The 15,529-nt window shown below is 69.6% G+C and carries 17 protein-coding genes; 4 read left to right on the top strand and 13 right to left on the bottom strand.

Annotated features, from left to right (window positions below):
* On the top strand, nucleotides 1–1,280 hold a 1,280-nt coding region (locus ACFVWR_RS10970), incomplete at its 5' end, for a cupin domain-containing protein (protein WP_387211286.1).
* The gene (locus ACFVWR_RS10975) at nucleotides 1,234–2,160 is read left to right on the top strand and encodes a sucrase ferredoxin (protein ID WP_387211289.1); all 927 of its coding nucleotides are present in this window, start codon (nucleotides 1,234–1,236) and stop codon (nucleotides 2,158–2,160) included. The genes ACFVWR_RS10970 and ACFVWR_RS10975, both read left to right, overlap by 47 nt.
* Here the strand turns inward: ACFVWR_RS10975 and ACFVWR_RS10980 are convergent.
* The gene (locus ACFVWR_RS10980; protein ID WP_387211292.1) at nucleotides 2,157–2,636 is read right to left on the bottom strand and encodes an Lrp/AsnC family transcriptional regulator; all 480 of its coding nucleotides are present in this window, start codon (nucleotides 2,634–2,636) and stop codon (nucleotides 2,157–2,159) included. The genes ACFVWR_RS10975 and ACFVWR_RS10980 overlap by 4 nt on opposite strands.
* A 52-nt stretch (nucleotides 2,637–2,688) precedes the next feature.
* Here ACFVWR_RS10980 and ACFVWR_RS10985 point away from each other — a divergent pair, with 52 nt between their 5' ends.
* On the top strand, nucleotides 2,689–3,204 hold the full coding sequence (locus ACFVWR_RS10985; RefSeq protein WP_387211295.1) for a DUF2000 domain-containing protein: 516 nt from the start codon (nucleotides 2,689–2,691) through the stop codon (nucleotides 3,202–3,204).
* A gap of 9 nt (nucleotides 3,205–3,213) precedes the next feature.
* Here ACFVWR_RS10985 and ACFVWR_RS10990 read toward each other — a convergent pair whose 3' ends face one another.
* The 7 genes from ACFVWR_RS10990 to ACFVWR_RS11020 form a co-directional block, all read right to left on the bottom strand.
* Nucleotides 3,214–3,636: a VOC family protein gene (locus tag ACFVWR_RS10990; protein WP_387211299.1), complete on the bottom strand. Its 423-nt coding sequence runs from the start codon at nucleotides 3,634–3,636 to the stop codon at nucleotides 3,214–3,216.
* 9 nt (nucleotides 3,637–3,645) lie between these two features.
* Nucleotides 3,646–4,125 (bottom strand): helix-turn-helix transcriptional regulator, encoded by a 480-nt coding sequence (locus tag ACFVWR_RS10995; RefSeq protein WP_387211302.1) that lies wholly within the window; start codon nucleotides 4,123–4,125, stop codon nucleotides 3,646–3,648.
* A gap of 52 nt (nucleotides 4,126–4,177) precedes the next feature.
* Nucleotides 4,178–7,639, bottom strand: a complete 3,462-nt coding sequence (locus ACFVWR_RS11000; RefSeq protein ID WP_387211305.1) for a TM0106 family RecB-like putative nuclease — start codon at nucleotides 7,637–7,639, stop codon at nucleotides 4,178–4,180.
* Between the two features lie 117 nt (nucleotides 7,640–7,756).
* Nucleotides 7,757–7,969: an SCO4848 family membrane protein gene (locus ACFVWR_RS11005; protein WP_387211308.1), complete on the bottom strand. Its 213-nt coding sequence runs from the start codon at nucleotides 7,967–7,969 to the stop codon at nucleotides 7,757–7,759.
* Between the two features lie 58 nt (nucleotides 7,970–8,027).
* On the bottom strand, nucleotides 8,028–8,609 hold the full coding sequence (locus tag ACFVWR_RS11010) for an HhH-GPD-type base excision DNA repair protein (protein ID WP_387211503.1): 582 nt from the start codon (nucleotides 8,607–8,609) through the stop codon (nucleotides 8,028–8,030).
* Between the two features lie 119 nt (nucleotides 8,610–8,728).
* The gene (locus ACFVWR_RS11015; protein WP_387211311.1) at nucleotides 8,729–9,097 is read right to left on the bottom strand and encodes a nuclear transport factor 2 family protein; all 369 of its coding nucleotides are present in this window, start codon (nucleotides 9,095–9,097) and stop codon (nucleotides 8,729–8,731) included.
* A gap of 39 nt (nucleotides 9,098–9,136) precedes the next feature.
* A complete protein-coding gene (locus tag ACFVWR_RS11020) occupies nucleotides 9,137–10,048 on the bottom strand; it encodes a LysR family transcriptional regulator (RefSeq protein ID WP_387211314.1) in 912 nt (303 codons plus the stop codon).
* A 78-nt stretch (nucleotides 10,049–10,126) separates the two neighbouring features.
* On the opposite strand from ACFVWR_RS11020, the gene ACFVWR_RS11025 reads away from it, so the two are divergent.
* Nucleotides 10,127–11,377 (top strand): MFS transporter, encoded by a 1,251-nt coding sequence (locus tag ACFVWR_RS11025; protein ID WP_387211317.1) that lies wholly within the window; start codon nucleotides 10,127–10,129, stop codon nucleotides 11,375–11,377.
* A gap of 52 nt (nucleotides 11,378–11,429) precedes the next feature.
* On the opposite strand, the gene ACFVWR_RS11030 is transcribed toward ACFVWR_RS11025, so the two are convergent.
* From ACFVWR_RS11030 to ACFVWR_RS11050, 5 genes are all read right to left on the bottom strand, one after another.
* Nucleotides 11,430–12,260 carry an SseB family protein gene (locus tag ACFVWR_RS11030; RefSeq protein WP_387211320.1) on the bottom strand — a complete coding sequence of 277 codons (831 nt, stop codon included), beginning with the start codon at nucleotides 12,258–12,260 and terminating at the stop codon, nucleotides 11,430–11,432.
* A 31-nt stretch (nucleotides 12,261–12,291) separates the two neighbouring features.
* Entirely contained in the window at nucleotides 12,292–13,038 is a 747-nt protein-coding gene (gene priA, locus ACFVWR_RS11035; RefSeq protein WP_387211323.1) for a bifunctional 1-(5-phosphoribosyl)-5-((5-phosphoribosylamino)methylideneamino)imidazole-4-carboxamide isomerase/phosphoribosylanthranilate isomerase PriA, read from the bottom strand.
* Between the two features lie 97 nt (nucleotides 13,039–13,135).
* Nucleotides 13,136–13,768, bottom strand: a complete 633-nt coding sequence (hisH, locus tag ACFVWR_RS11040; RefSeq protein WP_387211326.1) for an imidazole glycerol phosphate synthase subunit HisH — start codon at nucleotides 13,766–13,768, stop codon at nucleotides 13,136–13,138.
* Nucleotides 13,765–14,367: an imidazoleglycerol-phosphate dehydratase HisB gene (gene hisB / locus ACFVWR_RS11045; protein ID WP_387211329.1), complete on the bottom strand. Its 603-nt coding sequence runs from the start codon at nucleotides 14,365–14,367 to the stop codon at nucleotides 13,765–13,767. The genes hisH and hisB overlap by 4 nt, the downstream gene beginning before the upstream one ends.
* Nucleotides 14,364–15,512 (bottom strand): histidinol-phosphate transaminase, encoded by a 1,149-nt coding sequence (locus ACFVWR_RS11050; protein ID WP_387211332.1) that lies wholly within the window; start codon nucleotides 15,510–15,512, stop codon nucleotides 14,364–14,366. The genes hisB and ACFVWR_RS11050 overlap by 4 nt, the downstream gene beginning before the upstream one ends.
* Between the last annotated feature and the right edge of the window lie 17 nt (nucleotides 15,513–15,529).

Here is a 15,529-nt window from a genome sequence, read left to right on the forward strand (position 1 = left end):
GGTCGGGTGACCGACCCGCGCTTTCTCGTTGCCTGGCGATCGACCCCGACGCGTTCGCTGCGGAGTACTGGGCGAAACGACCGCTCCTCACCACCGCGGCAGAATTGACCGGCGGCTTCGACGACCTGTTCAGCCGCGACGCGGCCGACGAACTCGTGTCGTCGCGAGCACTGCGCACGCCGTTCGTGCGGATGGCGAAGGAGGGCACTGTTCTGCCCCCGACGCGGTACACCGCCCCCGGCGGTTTCGGGGCCGAGGTCGCCGACCAGGTCAGCTCCGAGAAGGTGCTCGCCGAGTTCGCGAACGGCGCGACTCTCGTGCTGCAAGGGCTGCATCGCACCTGGCCGCCGATCGCCGAGTTCGCGCGCCGTCTGGCGGCCGAGCTGGGGCATCCGTGCCAGGTGAACGCGTACATCACTCCGGCGTCCTCCCGCGGATTCGACCCGCACTACGACGTGCACGACGTGTTCGTGCTCCAGATCCACGGCGAGAAGCACTGGGTCATCCACGAACCGGTGCACCAGGATCCGCTGCGCGACCAGCCGTGGTCGGATCACCGCGACGAGGTGGCCGCACGCGCCGCCGGCGAACCGGCCGTCGACGCCACGTTCCGCCCGGGCGATGTGCTCTACCTCCCCCGCGGCTGGATCCATTCCGCGACAGCGCTCGGCGGCATCTCGATACACCTCACGATCGGCGTGGCGGCGTACACCCGCCACGACATCGTGCGCGAGGCGATCGCGCGAGCCGCCGACACGGTCGAGCTCCGCGCGTCGCTGCCCCTCGGTTTCGATCCAAGCGACACGGATGCACTGCGCCCGATCGTCGAAGCGACCATCGCCGATCTGATCGCAAGCCTGGGCGGAGCCGGCGAGGCGACGACCAGTGACGTCGCTGACCGGCTGACCGCGCGGCGCCAGGCCGACAGCCCGCCCGGTCCTGTGCTGCCCCTGGCCACGATCGAGGCCGTCGACGTGCTCGACGCCGGCGACGCATCCATGCCCGTCGTCCTGCGCTCCGCGCTGCCTCCGCGGCTCGTGGTGGCGGAGACGACCGTGAGCCTCCGTCTGCCGACCAAGACGGTCACTCTTCCGATAGCCGCCCGTGCGGCCGTCGAACGCCTCCTGACGGGCGTGCCGATCCCCGTAGCCGAGCTGCCCGACCTCGACGCCGACTCGGCCGTGGTGGTCGCCCGCCGGCTGCTGCGCGAGGGTGTGATCGAGTTCGCGGGCGATGACGGTCCGTACGGCGGCGACGGTGGCGGCGACGACGGTGACTGACCTGCCCTGGCGGCCGTGCAGCGATCGTTCACTCGAACGCGACGATCCGCTGCCCGGCACCGCGGGGCTCGGCGAGCGGTGGCTGCTCGTCGAGATCGAGAGCGCGTGGGGCGAGCACGCGTTCTTCACCTCCGCCCTGGATGTGCGGCTCGGAGCCGGCATCGTCGCACGGTGCGAGGCAGCCGGCATCCGCCCGCTCGCCATTCGCCGCACGCGTCTGCGCGCCGACGAGCGTCGCGCCCAGACGTCGTGGCGTTGGGCCTTGGTGGATGCCCGACCCGGCCGCACCAGCATCCGCTGGGGCCGCGCCGAGGCGGCGGAGGACCTGCTGACGATACCGCTCGACGGCTCGGCGGGCGAAGAGAGCGACGCTCCCCTCTACTGCGTGTGCACACACGCCAGACACGACCAGTGCTGCGCCGTGCGCGGCCGCCCCGTCGTCGAGGCCCTTGCGCGAACGCATCCGGAGGAGACGTGGGAGTGCTCGCACCTCGGCGGCGACCGCTTCGCCGCGACGATGGTGCTCTTCCCCCACGGCCTCCTCTACGGCCGGGTTGCCGCAGCCGATGTCGAGACCGTCGTGCAGCGTTACGCATCCGGCCTCGTCGACGAACGCTATCTGCGCGGACGCACCTCGCTCAGCACGGTCGCGCAGGCGGCGGAGGCCTACGCCCGCGAGGGCTCCGGCGACGACAGGATCGACGCGTACTCGCTCGTGACAGAGCATGCGCACCCGCACGGCTGGACCGTCGAGCTCGACCACGACGGCGAGCGTGTCGTCGTCGAGGTCGGTGAGCGCCTGTCGGCACCGCTGCTCAGCACGTGCGGCGCCACGGTTCCGCACCGCGTGCGCGAGTACGAACTGCGCTCGATCGCCTAGCGTGCGGCCGTGTCGTCCGCGGGTAGGACGCGTGGGCTCCGCAGGTGCTCGTAAACGACCGAGGTGCGAACGTCCGCGACCTCGGGGCGTTCGGTCAGCCGATCGATGACGAACGAGTACAGGCTGTCGTTGCCCGGCACAGCCACGTGGAGCAGAAAGTCTTCTGCGCCCGAGGTCACGAACACGCCGATCGTCTCCGGCAGCTCGCTCGCCCAGTTGCGAAAAGCCTCGATGTTGCGACGCGAAGGAGGCCGGATGCGCACAGCGATCATCGCCTGCACCGGTCGGCCGATCGCGGCGAGGTCCACGTCGAGTAGGGCGCCCCGGATCACACCACGCTGGCGCAACGCTCGCGTGCGGTCGAGCGCGGTGGTCGGCGAGACCCCCACGGCTGCCGCGATGTCCCGGTTGGTGCGCCGCGCATCCGACTGCAGTTCTCGCAGAATGGCCGTATCAAGTTCGTCGAGTGGCGCCATAGCGGCAGTCTAGCCGGACGAAGTACGGACCGTTTGCGCGCATCCACTACGTGTGCCTACCATCGGCCAGAACTCCCGTACGACGATCGGACATCCTGTGACCCTTCCCGCCCTCTCGTTCGCCCCCGAAGAGATCCGCACTGACGAACCGACGCGCTCGGCCCGACTCAAATGGGTGATCGTGGTCGACGAATCGCTTCCCGCTGGCCGCGCCGTCAACGCCACGGCCTGCGTTGCGGCCGCCACCGCGAGCTCCGTCGGCGGACTGCTGGGCCCGGATGCGGTCGACTCCGACGCGCAGACGCATCCGGGTCTGCCCTGGGCCGGCTGCAGCATCCTCGGCGCCACTCCCGACGCTGTGGCCGAGGTGCTCGTGAAGGCGCAGGCGTCCGAGGGCGTGCACGTCGCCACGATGCCGGAGGCGGCGCAGTCCACCCGCGTCTACGACGAGTATCTCGAGACCGTGGCAAGACAGACCACGGCCGCACTGCGCCCGCTGGCCGTCAGCATCGTGGGCCCACGCAACCGCGTCGACAAGCTGGTGAAACGGCTGTCGTTACTGCCGTGACGGTGCCGGTCAGGCGTTCTGGGCCACCGGCTGCGCCTGCAGAAAGCGCACCATGTTGCCCGACGGGTCGCGGAAAGCGCAGTCTCGCGGGCCCCACGGCTGGTCGGTCGGCTCCTGCAGCACCTCGGCGCCGGAAGCGCGCACGTGCTCGAAGGTGGCGTCGACGTCGTCGGTGCGGAACACGACGTTGGTGAGCACGCCCTTCACGAGCAGCTCCTGAAGGCTGTCGCCGTCGGCTTGCGGGCGACCGCCGTGCGGGTCGGACAGCACGATCTCGAGACCGGGCTGCGAGGGGATGCCGAGGGTGACCCAGTGGTGCCCGCCCGACGCGACGTCGTTGACGACCTCGAACCCGAGGGTGTCCCGGTAGAAGCCGAGCGACTCTTCGGGGTCGAGAACGGTGATGTGGTAGTACTGCAGCGAAATAGTCATGGGAACAGCCTAGGAAACGGCGGCGGCGGCGACTTCTTCAAAACTGCTCGATGTGCGGGACCAGGTGCTTACGGCCGGCTGCGTTCCCGGTTTGGTGCGGATCGGTCGCGTGCGCTGCTTGGCCTCGCATCCCGGCATCGCTGACACGGCCAGGTGCTCGCGGTTGCGGTACGCGGTCGGTGTCTCGCCCATCAACTCGGTGAACTTCGAGCTGAACGAACCGAGCGAGGTACAGCCGACGGCCATGCACGCATCGGTGACGCTCATTCCGCCGCGGAGCAACGCCATGGCTCGTTCGATGCGCCGGGTCATCAGGTAGCTGTACGGCGTCTCGCCGTAGGCGGCGCGGAAGCTGCGGGAGAAGTGCGCGGGCGACATCAGGGCACGCTGAGCGATCGTGGGCACGTCGAGCGGTTTCGCGTACTCACGGTCGATCAGGTCGCGCGCTTTGCGCAAGAGCACGAGCGCGGCAAGCTCCTCTGGCGACACGCACCGAGCGTAGCACCGGGGGCGTTGCGCCGGGGGTGCACAGGGGCGCCGCTCAGCGCGTCTCGACCAGCCGGATGAAGGCGCTCAGTTCGGTGACCCCGGCCGGGGTGACCGGCAGATAGTCGGTGAGTTCGGGCGAGTGCACGAGGAAGGCCGCCCATTTCGCCCGCGAGATCGCCACATTGAGCCGGTTCTTCATGATGAGGAACGACATCCCCCGCGGCACGTCCGCCGCAGACGAGGCCGCCAGGCTCACGATGGCGATCGCGGCCTCCTGCCCCTGGAACTTGTCGACGGTGCCGACGCGCACGCCGCTGTGGCCCGCGTCGACGAGCGCCTCGCGCACCAGGGCCAGCTGCGCGTTGTACGGCGTGACGACGATGATGTCGCCCTCCCCGAGCGGCCGGTCGCTCTCAGCACCGCCCGACGGATCGCTCCACGGTCTGCCCAGCAGGTCGCGCACCAGCTCCACCACCACCGTCGCCTCTTCCGGGGATTGCGTGGCGTTGCCGACGTGGTCGACGGGCACCGGATGCAGTCCAGGCTCGACCCCCTCGAGCGAGCGCAGCGCGGCGTCCGGGTGGGCGTGCAGTCTGCCCTCGTAGGAGAGCCGCGACACCGCGCCGGCCAGAGCCGGGTGCATCCTTCTCGTCTCTGGCAGGAAGTAGCCGAATTCGGCCGGCAGCACGTCATGACCGTCGCTCACCCAACCGAGCGCGGATCCGTCGATCGGTTCGGGATGCCGGCCCTGGCTCACCTGCGGGAGCTGCTGCGGGTCGCCGAGCAGCAGCAGCCGGTGCGCCGCGGCACCCGCCGCGATGGTCGAGGCGAGCGAGAACTGCCCTGCCTCGTCGATCACGAGCAGGTCGAGCCCGTTGCGCGGGATGCGCGCCGCGTTGGCGAAGTCCCAGGCCGTTCCCCCGACCACATAGCCCGTGCCGGTGTTGTCGAGCGCGAAGGTCAGCTGGCCGTCTTTCTCGAGCGCCGTGAAGGCGTGGGCGTCGTCGGCGCTGTCGCTGCCCGGCACCTTGGCGACCAGCCGGGCGTCGAGCCCGGCGTCGACCACCCGATCGAGGAGATTCTCAACGACGGCGTGCGACTGGGCCACGACGCCGATCCGCCAGCGGTGGCGCGTGACGAGCTCCGCGATCACGCGTGCGCCCAGATACGACTTACCTGTTCCGGGCGGACCTTGCACGGCGAGATACGACCGGTCGAGGTCGAGCAGGCTGGCCACGACCGACTGCACCAGCAGGCCGTCGGGCGCGGGCGGCGCGAGCCGCCCCGAGCGCGTGCGCGGTGGCGTGCGCCGCAGCAGGTCGACCATTGCGTCGTTCGGCCACGTATCGGCGCTGACTCTCGCGTCGAGCAGCTCGGCGCCCCACTCCTGGATGGCGGCGGCCAGGCGCCGGGCGTCCGGCGGCCCCGCGGGCGTCAGGGCGGTGGGCACGTCGTCGTAGCGCTGCACCTCCGGCGGAAGCGTCTCGCGCACCAGCACCGCGCCTTCGTCGGTCGCGGCGATCACCGCGACCGACCGCGCCGTTCTTGCCCCCGGCTGTGCGCGGGGCTGCCGATACGGGCCGGGGAACTCGTAGAGCAGGAAGGGCCCTGTGCGTTCGCTCGTGCGGACGGCGCTTCCGGGGCCCCACTGCCCCGACAGCAGCATCTCACGTCGCTCGACCCGGTGGCCTTCGTCTTGATACCAGTCCCGCACCACCTGCGCGTGCTCGACGACGAGCACGTCGCGGGTCTCGGCCCATTCGTCGACCGGCTGGATGAGACGAGAGAAGTGGCCTTGCCAGAAGGTCTTCTGCTCGCGGCGGTGATAGTCGATGGCTGCGGCGGCGAGCGCCATCGCCTCCCGGTCGGGCGTTCGGTGGGGGTCGAGCGGGTCGCCGGCGAAGGCGAGCAGCCCGGCGCGCAGCGGCGACGCCTCGGGGGCCGGCTCCATCTCCTCCACCGGAGCGCGACCGACGGGGATGCCGTTCTCGGCCGCCCGATCGAGCAACCAGTCGCGCAGGCGCAGTGTCGAGACGCAGTCGTAGCGGTTGTAGTCGCCGATCGAGTCGAACATCCGCTGTGCCTCGTCGATCTTGCCGACGGCGAGGAGATCGCGGGCGTTCGCGTACTCTGTGATCGAGTCGACCGCGTTGGTGACGTCGCTCTCGCGCAGGCTGTCGCCCATGTAGAGCGGCTCGAGCTTCTTGATCGAATACGACCGCGATCCGACTCGCACGGATTTACGCACCATGGGGTAGAGATCGACGAACGCGTTGTCGCGCAGCAGGCCGTCAACCTCCTCTTCGCCGACGCCGTGCCGAGCGGCGAGCGCCAGCAGGTGCGTCTGCTCGTAGGCCGCGTAGTGGTAGATGTGCATCTGCGGATACCGTGCCCGGCGCTCGCGCACGAACGCCAGAAAGTCTTGGAGCGCCACGCGTTCGGCGGCGAAGTCGTGTGCCCAGAATGCGGTGAACACCGCATCCTGGTCGACAAGGCCGAACAGGTAGTCGAGCCCCCAGCGCTCGCCCGCACCCTCGGTGTAGAGCGGATCGCCCTCGAAGTCGAAGAAGATGTCGCCCTGATCGGGGATGGGCAACGCGGCGAGCACGGGCGCGTTGAACACATGGATGGGCGGCGCGAGTCCTTCCACCACGGCCAGTTGCAGGCGCGCCTGTTCACGCAGGCCTTCGAGCGTCGCCTCGCCGATGCCGTCGATCGGGCCGCTGGAGGCCGCGAGCGCGTCGATGGTCATGATGCCCGCGGCCGCCAGTCGCTCACGCTGCGTGATGCGCACCCCCGCCACGAGCAGTACATCCCTGGCCGCTTGGATCTCGGCATCGCAGGTCTCGCACCGCCCGCACACCGTGAACCGCGGATCCCCCCAGCGCACCGGCCCTGTGTCGGCGAGGTGGGCCTCGATGATGGCGAGCAGCCGTGCGCGACGCTTGCGGTACACCGGGGCGATGTCGGAGAGCCTGTGCTCACTGACCGCCCCTGTGCCGAGCAGCAGCTCGACGGTGTCGTCGACGGCGACGCCCATCCGCTCGAGCTGTTCGGCGTACGCGCAGAGCTGCAGCAGTGCGGTCACGCGGGCGCTCCGCGCGAGCTTGGAGTCTTGCACGCGATAGCTTCCGTCGTCGAGGCGCACGATGAAGTCGGCGAAACCCACGAACGCGCCGTCGAAGAACGTCGCCTGGAACACCACCGGCTCCTGCCGGGAGAACGCGGCGAGCGTCTCCGCAACCGCAGCCCCCAGGCTCTCGGCGTCGAGTGTCTCGGGCCGCTCGATCTCGACGACCCCGTCGCCGAAACGTTCCCGGTACTCGCCGAGGATGCGGTGCTCCTGCTCGTCTCCCAGCCGCGACGACCGCACGTACATCGGGTCGTCGACCTTCTCGGCCTTCTCGATGCGCCCCAGCTTCTCGTCAAGGGTGCGCAAAAAGGCGAACTCGCACTTGGAGGCCTCGGTGAGATCGCTCGCGCTCGTGATCACGGCACCGTCGAGCAGGAACATACACTCCCCCTGTCCGTCGTCAGGATGCGCGCGGTCGCTCGCAGTCCGAGCGTATCGGCACCCTGTGACACGCTCGCCGGTCGACCGGCGCGACGCCCGCCGAGTCGATTCCGTGAATCACAGCAGCACGAGCACGCCCGCGACGAGCGAGACGAGCGCGAGGAGCAGCGCCACGCCGAGCAGCACAGCGTGGACCTTGTAGAAGGCGGTCGTCTTGCCCGCAGCGTCTCGGGCGCGCGCATCCTTCGACACCCGCTGGAAGAACCGTGGCCAGGCGAAGACGTTGAAGACGGCGTTGAGGAAGAGCACGGTGGCGGCGAGAACTGTCATGACCGGTCAAGCCTAGAAGACGCGGGAGCGTGATGCCTGCGGCGGAGGCAGGCGGTCGCTATGCCTTGGTCTTGGCGGCGGCTGCGGCGGCCTTGAGCGCCTTCTTGGTCTCTCTCACCTTGCCGAGTGAGGCAGGGTCGACGATGTCGGCGACGGATCGATGCGACCCCTCTTCGCCGTAGACTCCCGCCGCTTCGCGCCATCCGGGCGCCGCGAGCCCGCACTGTTTGCCGAGCAGCGCGAGAAAGATCTTGGCCTTCTGCTCGCCGAAGCCCGGCAGCGCCTTCAGCCGCGACAGCACCTCGGCGCCGTCCGGCGACCCCTGGGTCCAGATCGCTGCGGCGTCGCCGCCCCAGTCCGAGACGATCGCAGCGCTCAGAGCCTGCACACGCCCCGCCATCGACCCGGGGAACCGATGCACCGCCGGCGTCTGCTTCATCACCGCGGCGAGCGCATCCGGATCGGTGCCCGCGATCGTGGCGGCATCGAAGACGCCGAGCCTGTCACGCAGCTTGGCCGGCCCGGCGAACGCGGTCTCCATCGGCACCTGCTGGTCGAGGAGCATCCCGATCAGGAGAGCGAGAGGGTCGGCGGACAGCAGTGCGTCGGCGTCCGCGTCGTCGGTAATGTGCAGCTCGATCGTCATGCCTCCATCGTGGCACTCCCGTGCGCGCTGCGGCCAGCCCCGCGGTCGACAGGCTTTCGAACGACGGAACACTCACGGTGACCTGCTGACCCCACCGCCATCGAGCGCCGTGCCTATCCTGTGATCGTCATCCGGTCGATGCCGTCGGGGCCGACGGCGAACGTGAACGTCGACGGTCCGTTGAAACCGTCGCCGCCGACCTGGGCCGAGACCGCAACCGCCACGGGCGCCGCCGCCTCTCCGGGATGCCCGTCGCCGTCGACGGTCGTATAGGAGAGTTCATCGAGCGTCACGTGTGCCCCGATGAACTCGGCGTCGCTCCAGCGCCGCACCTGCTCCCGCCCGGTGAACACGCGGCCCCAGTCATCGACCGAGCCGTTCGGCGCGAACGCGTCGAGAAAGCCGTCGAGGTCGCCGGAGTTCGCCGCGTCGATCGCGGCGAGAACGGGCGCAGGAACCTGTTCACGGGAGAGATTCGCCATGGGTTCAGTGTCCCTCAGCGAACGACTCTCGCCAAGGCCCTACTCCGTGCCATCACGCTCGACCGTCCCCCCGGCACGCCCGGATGAGAACCGCTCGGCGAGCAGCCCCAGCAGCGCGGCGGCGGCAGCGTTCGGCCGGGGCCGGCTGACGGCGCTGAGCTCCCACTCGACGGGCTCGGCGAGCGGACGCACGACGGCGCCCACGGCCGGCAGCACCGTGAGCGCGGGCATCACGGCCACGCCGAGCCTGGCCGCGACGAAACGAGGGATCTCGCCGAGATCGGAGACCTCCGTCGCCACCCGACGACTCAGCCCGAGCTCCGCCAGGTGCCGGTCGAGAGTGACGCGGTTGCCGAAACCCTCGCGCGCATCCACGAACGGCTGGGTCGTCAGGTCGGCCAGCCGGATGCGATTCTGCGATGCCAGCGGGTGATCCTCGGCGAGCACGGCGACGAAGGGCGACATCGCCAGCCGCTGGTAGTGAAGGCCGGGCAAACGGCCGGGAAGTCCCATGAAGGCCACGTCCACACGGCCGAGCCTCACGTCTTCGGCGAGACCGGTCGAGCCGCTCGGTGATGGGCCGAGGCGCAGGTCCACCAGGGGGTGGCGTGAGTGGAACTCGCCCAGGATCCCGGGGAGGTCGATTGTGGTCAGGTTGGTGAAGATCCCGACCCTGAGCTGGCCCCGGAGACCGCCGCGAGGGTCGGCGAGCATCCGCATCCGTTCGCTCGCCTCCAGCGTCGCGCGCGCCGCTTCGAGCACCTCGGCGCCGAGTGGCGTGAGTCTGACCCCCTGCGGGTCGCGCTCGAAGAGATCGGCCCCGAGCTCGCGTTCGAGGGAACGGATGCCCGCAGACACGGTGGACTGCGCCGCGAACACGCGCTCTGACGCTCGCGTGAAGTTGCTCTCCTCCGCGACGGCGACGAAATACTCCAGCTGACGTGTTTCCATGTCGCAATCGTAATCGTCGATCGCGACCATCGATTTGATTCGTTGGACACGATTGCGCACCGAGGGCACGATCATGTCATGACCACCCCGACCGACACTCACCCCATCGCCCCTTCCGACGCCCGCGCGACCCGCGCCGGCTGGCGACTCCGTCACGGCGCCGGATTCTGGGTGATCGCAGCGGCGTTTCTTTCGGTGATGGCGTTCTCGACCCTGCCGACACCGCTCTACGCCCTCTACCAGCAGCGCGACGGCTTTCCGACCTGGGTCGTGACCGTGATCTTCGCGGCATACGCGGTGGGAGTCATCGCGAGCCTCTTCCTCATCGGGCACATCAGCGACTGGGCGGGACGACGCCGGATGGTGCTGGTCGCCATCGTGCTCGAGATCCTCGGCGCGGTGCTGTTCCTGTTCTGGAACGACGTGACGGGACTGCTCGTCGCGCGCGTGATCTCGGGTGTCGGGGTCGGTGCCCTGACCGCGAGCGCCACGGCTCATCTCAGCGAACTGCGCGCCGTCGCCAAACCGGAGGAGGGTCCGCGACTCGCAGGCACGATCTCCACCGTGGTGAACACGGGCGGCCTGGCGTTGGGTCCGCTGATCGCGGGCGCCCTCGCGCAGTTCCTGCCTGCCCCTCTCGTCATCCCCTACGTCGTGTTCCTGGTCGTTCTCGCGGTCGCGGCCGTCGCCGTCGCGCTCGTGCCTGAGACCGTCGAGCGTGCCGAGGAGAGGCCCGCTTACCGTCCTCAGCGCATCTCGCTCCCCGCCGGATCGCGGAGCGCCTTCTCGGCCGCAGCCATCGCAGCATTCGCAGGCTTCGCCGTGTTCGGCCTGTTCACGTCGTTGGCGCCGAGCGTTCTCGCGGGAGTGCTCCACGAGACCTCCCGGCTCACGGCCGGTGCAGTGCCGTTCTCGGTGTTCGCGGCCTCCACGGTGTCCCAGATCGTCTTCGCCCGCCTCAGGACGCGCGTTCAGCTGGTGATCGCCATCGTGCTCGTCGTCGTCGGCCTCGCCGGACTGGCCGTGGGTGTTCTCATCGCCGACCCGACGACCTTCATCGTCAGTGGAGTGCTCGCCGGAGCGGGTGTCGGGCTGCAGTTCCGCTCGGCCGTCGCGGTCGCCGCATCCCTCGCCGCCCCGTCACGCCGCGGAGAGGTGCTGGCGGCCATCTTCCTCATCGCCTATATCGGACTGGCGCTGCCTGTGCTTCTCGTGGGTGCAGCGCTCATCGTCTGGCCGCTGGTTCCCGTGCTCGTCGTGTTCGTGGTCGTGATGGCCGGGTTGAGCCTGATCGCCGGGCTCCGGATGCTCGGCCGCGCCGACAGCTGAGCCACGCTTCGGTCGGGTGCTCCCGCCGGGCGGGCTCGGCCCGAAGTCGGGCTCAGTCTTCGGTGGCGACCAGCTGCACGCGCAGAGAGTCGACCCGGGTGGCGATCACGTCGTCGGCCGCCCACCGTTGGGCGAGCCGGCCCAGCACGGCATCCAGCTCGTCGCGGGTCAGGCCGCGAGCCAGCTCGAGCCGCACGACGAGCTCTTCGGCGGCGAGCCTCGACTCCGGATCGCCCGGCAGGAGGGCGACGTCGTGAACGCCGAGTTCAGAACCGATCGAGCCCACGAACGCCCTGAACACCTCGGGATCCCGGTGGCTCGGCACCCAGGGCTGCGCCTGCGCGATGGCCCACAGCGCCGGCCGCCGGATGACGAACTCCGTCTCCGACGTGGGATCGAGCACCACGAGTTCGGTGTCCTCACCGGCTGCCGCGAGGGCGACGCGCGCGCCATCGGCGGGCACCGGGCGCGCGAGCGGATTCCAGCGCCGCATGGCGTCCACGGAAGAGAACACCGGCAGAACCGTGCGACCGTCCGGGCCGGCGACGGTCACGATCGCTAGCTCCTGAGACTTGTCGACGGTGTGCCCGTGCGCGTTGACGCCGATCTCGCCGAGCTGTGCGACCAACGGGATGAGCAGGCGCGACTCGCGCACCGCATCCACAACGACCTCGGGCCCGGCCTCGCCCGAGCGGAACGCGCTCAGCGCGTCGAGAAGCTGCTGCGGCGCGCTGCCGTCATCGTTCTCGAACGAGTTCTCGTCGAACTCGCGCCCGGCCCACGGCTGGCCGGCCGAATCCGCTGCCGCCAGCTGCGCCGCGAACCCGCTCAGGCGCGCCGCGCCCTCGTCGCTCGGGCCGTCACCGTCAGCGCGCTGTGACATCAGTGCCTCGCAACTTCAATGCCCCGCAAGGTCAGTGCCCCGCAACATCCAGCGCCTCGGGCAGTGTGAACGCGCCGGCGTAGAGCGCCTTGCCGACGATCGCGCCCTCCAGCCCGAGCGGCACCAGTTCGCGCAGCGCGGCGATGTCGTCCAGGCTCGAGATGCCTCCCGAGGCGACCACGGGGCGCGCTGTGCGCTCCATCACCTCGCGCAGCAGGTCCAGGTTCGGTCCGCGCAGGGTGCCGTCTTTTGTCACGTCGGTCACGACGTACCGCGCGCACCCGGCTTCCTCCAGCCGCGCGAGCACGGTCCAGAGGTCACCGCCGTCCTGCGTCCAGCCGCGCGCCGAGAGCGTCGTGCCGCGCACATCCAATCCCACCGCGATCGCCTCGCCGTACTGCCCGATCACGTTCGCCGCCCACTCCGGGTTCTCCAGCGCCGCGGTGCCGAGGTTGATGCGTTTGGCGCCGATCTCGAGCGCCGACTCCAGTGACGCGTCGTCACGGATGCCGCCCGACAGCTCGACGTTCACACCGCGCACCTGGCGGATGACCTTCTTCAGCAGGCCGCGGTTGTCGCCGCGCCCGAAGGCCGCATCCAAGTCCACCAGGTGGATCCACTCGGCCCCCTGGTCGGCCCACTCGGCGGCGGCGTCGACCGGGTCGCCGTAGCTGGTCTCCGAACCTGCCTCGCCCTGGGTCAGCCGAACGGCCTTTCCGTCGGCGACGTCGACCGCGGGCAGGAGCACGAGCTCGGGGGTGTTGTTGAATTCACTCATCAGTCTTCCTCGGATCAAACGCTCAGGGCCGTCAGCGGCAGACGACGGCTCGAATCGAGCAGCGGCACAAGCACAGAAGCCTAGCGACCACGTCGCCTCAGAGCGTGCCCACCCAGTTGCGCAGCAGCTGGATTCCCGCATCCCCAGACTTCTCGGGGTGGAACTGCGTGGCACTGAGCGGGCCGTTCTCCACGGCGGCGATGAAGCGTTCGCCGTGCCGAGCCCAGGTCACGCTCGGGCGCGGGAACGGCGGCACCACATCCAGCGACCACTCCTTCGCGGCGTAGGAGTGCACGAAGTAGAAGCGTTCGTCGTGGAGGCCGTCGAACAGCACCGATGTCTCGGGAGCCTCGACGGTGTTCCAGCCCATGTGCGGCAGTACCTCGGCCTCGAGCCGGTCGACCGTTCCCGGCCACTCGCCGAGTCCCTCGCTGTCGACGCCGCGTTCGACGCCGCGCTCGAACAGCACCTGCATGCCGACGCAGATGCCGAGAACGGGGCGTCCTCCCGACAGGCGCCGATCGATGACCTCGTGGCCGCGGGATGCCCACAGCGCGTTGGCCACGGCGCTGAAGGCGCCGACTCCGGGCACCACGAGACCCGCGGCTTCGCGAGCGCGAGCCCGGTCTCCGGTGAGTTCGACGTCGGCCCCCGCTGCCTCGAGCGCTTTCACGGCCGAGTGCACGTTGCCGGTTCCGTAGTCGAAGACGACGACGTCAGGGCGATTCACAGCGCACCCTTGGTCGACGGGATGCCGGTCACCAGCGGGTCGAGAGCCTTGGCCTGGCGGAACGCGCGGGCGAACGCCTTGAACTCGGCTTCGGCGATGTGGTGGGGGTCACGGCCGCCCACGACGGTGATGTGCGTCGTGATGGCGGCGTTGAACGAGATCGCCTCGAAGACGTGACGAACCATCGAACCCGTGAAGTGACCACCGATGAGGTGGAACTCGAACCCGGCGGGCTCGCCGGAGTGCACGAGATACGGGCGGCCCGAGATGTCGACGACGGCCTGCACCAGCGCCTCGTCGAGCGGCACGAGCGCATCCCCGTAGCGGGAGATGCCGCGCTTGTCGCCGAGCGCCTGCTTGATCGCCTGCCCCAGCACGATGCCGATGTCTTCGACCGTGTGGTGCACGTCGATGTCGGTGTCGCCGTTCGCCCGCACGCGCAGGTCGGTGAGCGAGTGCTTCGCGAATGCCGTGAGCAGGTGGTCGTAGAACGGAACCGAGGTCTCGATGTCCGTCTCGCCCGTGCCGTCGAGGTCAATGCTCAGGTCGATGCTCGACTCGCTGGTCTCGCGCTGCAGTGTGGCCGTGCGATTGCTCATGACTGCGAGCCTACCGGCTGGTCTGTCGCGGATTCCGCGGCATCCGGCGCGGCGTTCGCCCCGGAGGCCGGGCGACCGAGCGACGCGAGCGCGGTCAGGAACGCGGTCGTCTCCGCCTCGGTGCCGGCCGTCACCCTGAGGTGGTTCGGGATGCCCACATCGCGGATGAGCACCCCTTGCTCGAGCAAGGCCTCGAACGTCGCTTGCGGATCGGCGACACCACCGAAGAGCACGAAATTGCTGCCGCTGCGGTGCGGGCGATACCCCAGCCCGGCGAGTTCGGTGACGATACGGTCGCGCTGGTCCCGGATCTCCCCGACCATGGCGAGCATCTCCTCGGAGTGGGCGAGTGCGCCGAGGGCAGCGGCCTGGGTCAGTGCGGAGAGGTGATACGGAAGCCGCACCAGGCGGAGTGCGTCAACAGCCGCAGGATCGGCCGCGAGATACCCGACCCGTGCCCCGGCGAACGCGAACGCCTTGCTCATCGTGCGCGAGACGAGCAGACGCGGACGCCCGGGCAGCAGGGTCAGTGCCGACGGCTCGCCCTCGGGCATGAACTCCGCATACGCCTCGTCGACGACCACCATTCCGCGCGCGGCGTCGTAGGCGGCCTCGATGGTCTCGAGGGAGAGCGGGGTTCCGGTGGGGTTGTTCGGCGAGCACAGGATCACGATGTCCGGATCGAGACGGCGGATCTCTGCCGCCGCCGTCTCGGGCGACAGCTCGAACTCGGCGTCACGCCGCCCGGAGAGGTAGGCCGTGCCTGCACCGGCCGCCAGCAGCGGGTACATCGAGTACGTCGGTGCGAATCCCAGCAGACTGCGCCCCGGGCCGCCGAAGGCCTGCAGAATCTGCTGGATGACCTCGTTCGAGCCGTTCGCGGCCCACAGGTTCTCCGCAGTCAGACCGTGGCCGAGGTACCGTGCGAGGCTCTCCCGCAGCTCGGTGAACTCGCGGTCGGGATACCGATTGACCCCGAGCACCGCGTGCGCGACCCTCTCGACGATGTCGGTCGCCACGTCTTCGGGAATCGGATGCGTGTTCTCGTTCACGTTCAGAGCAACGGGCACGACCTTCTGGGGTGCGCCGTAGGGGCTCTTGCCCCTCAGATCATCACGAATCGGCAGATCGGAAAGAGAAGTCACCACACCATGGTAGTTGC

Origin of the sequence: Leifsonia sp. NPDC058292, assembly GCF_042880955.1 — a bacterium.
In the GTDB taxonomy this organism is placed as follows: domain Bacteria; phylum Actinomycetota; class Actinomycetes; order Actinomycetales; family Microbacteriaceae; genus Leifsonia.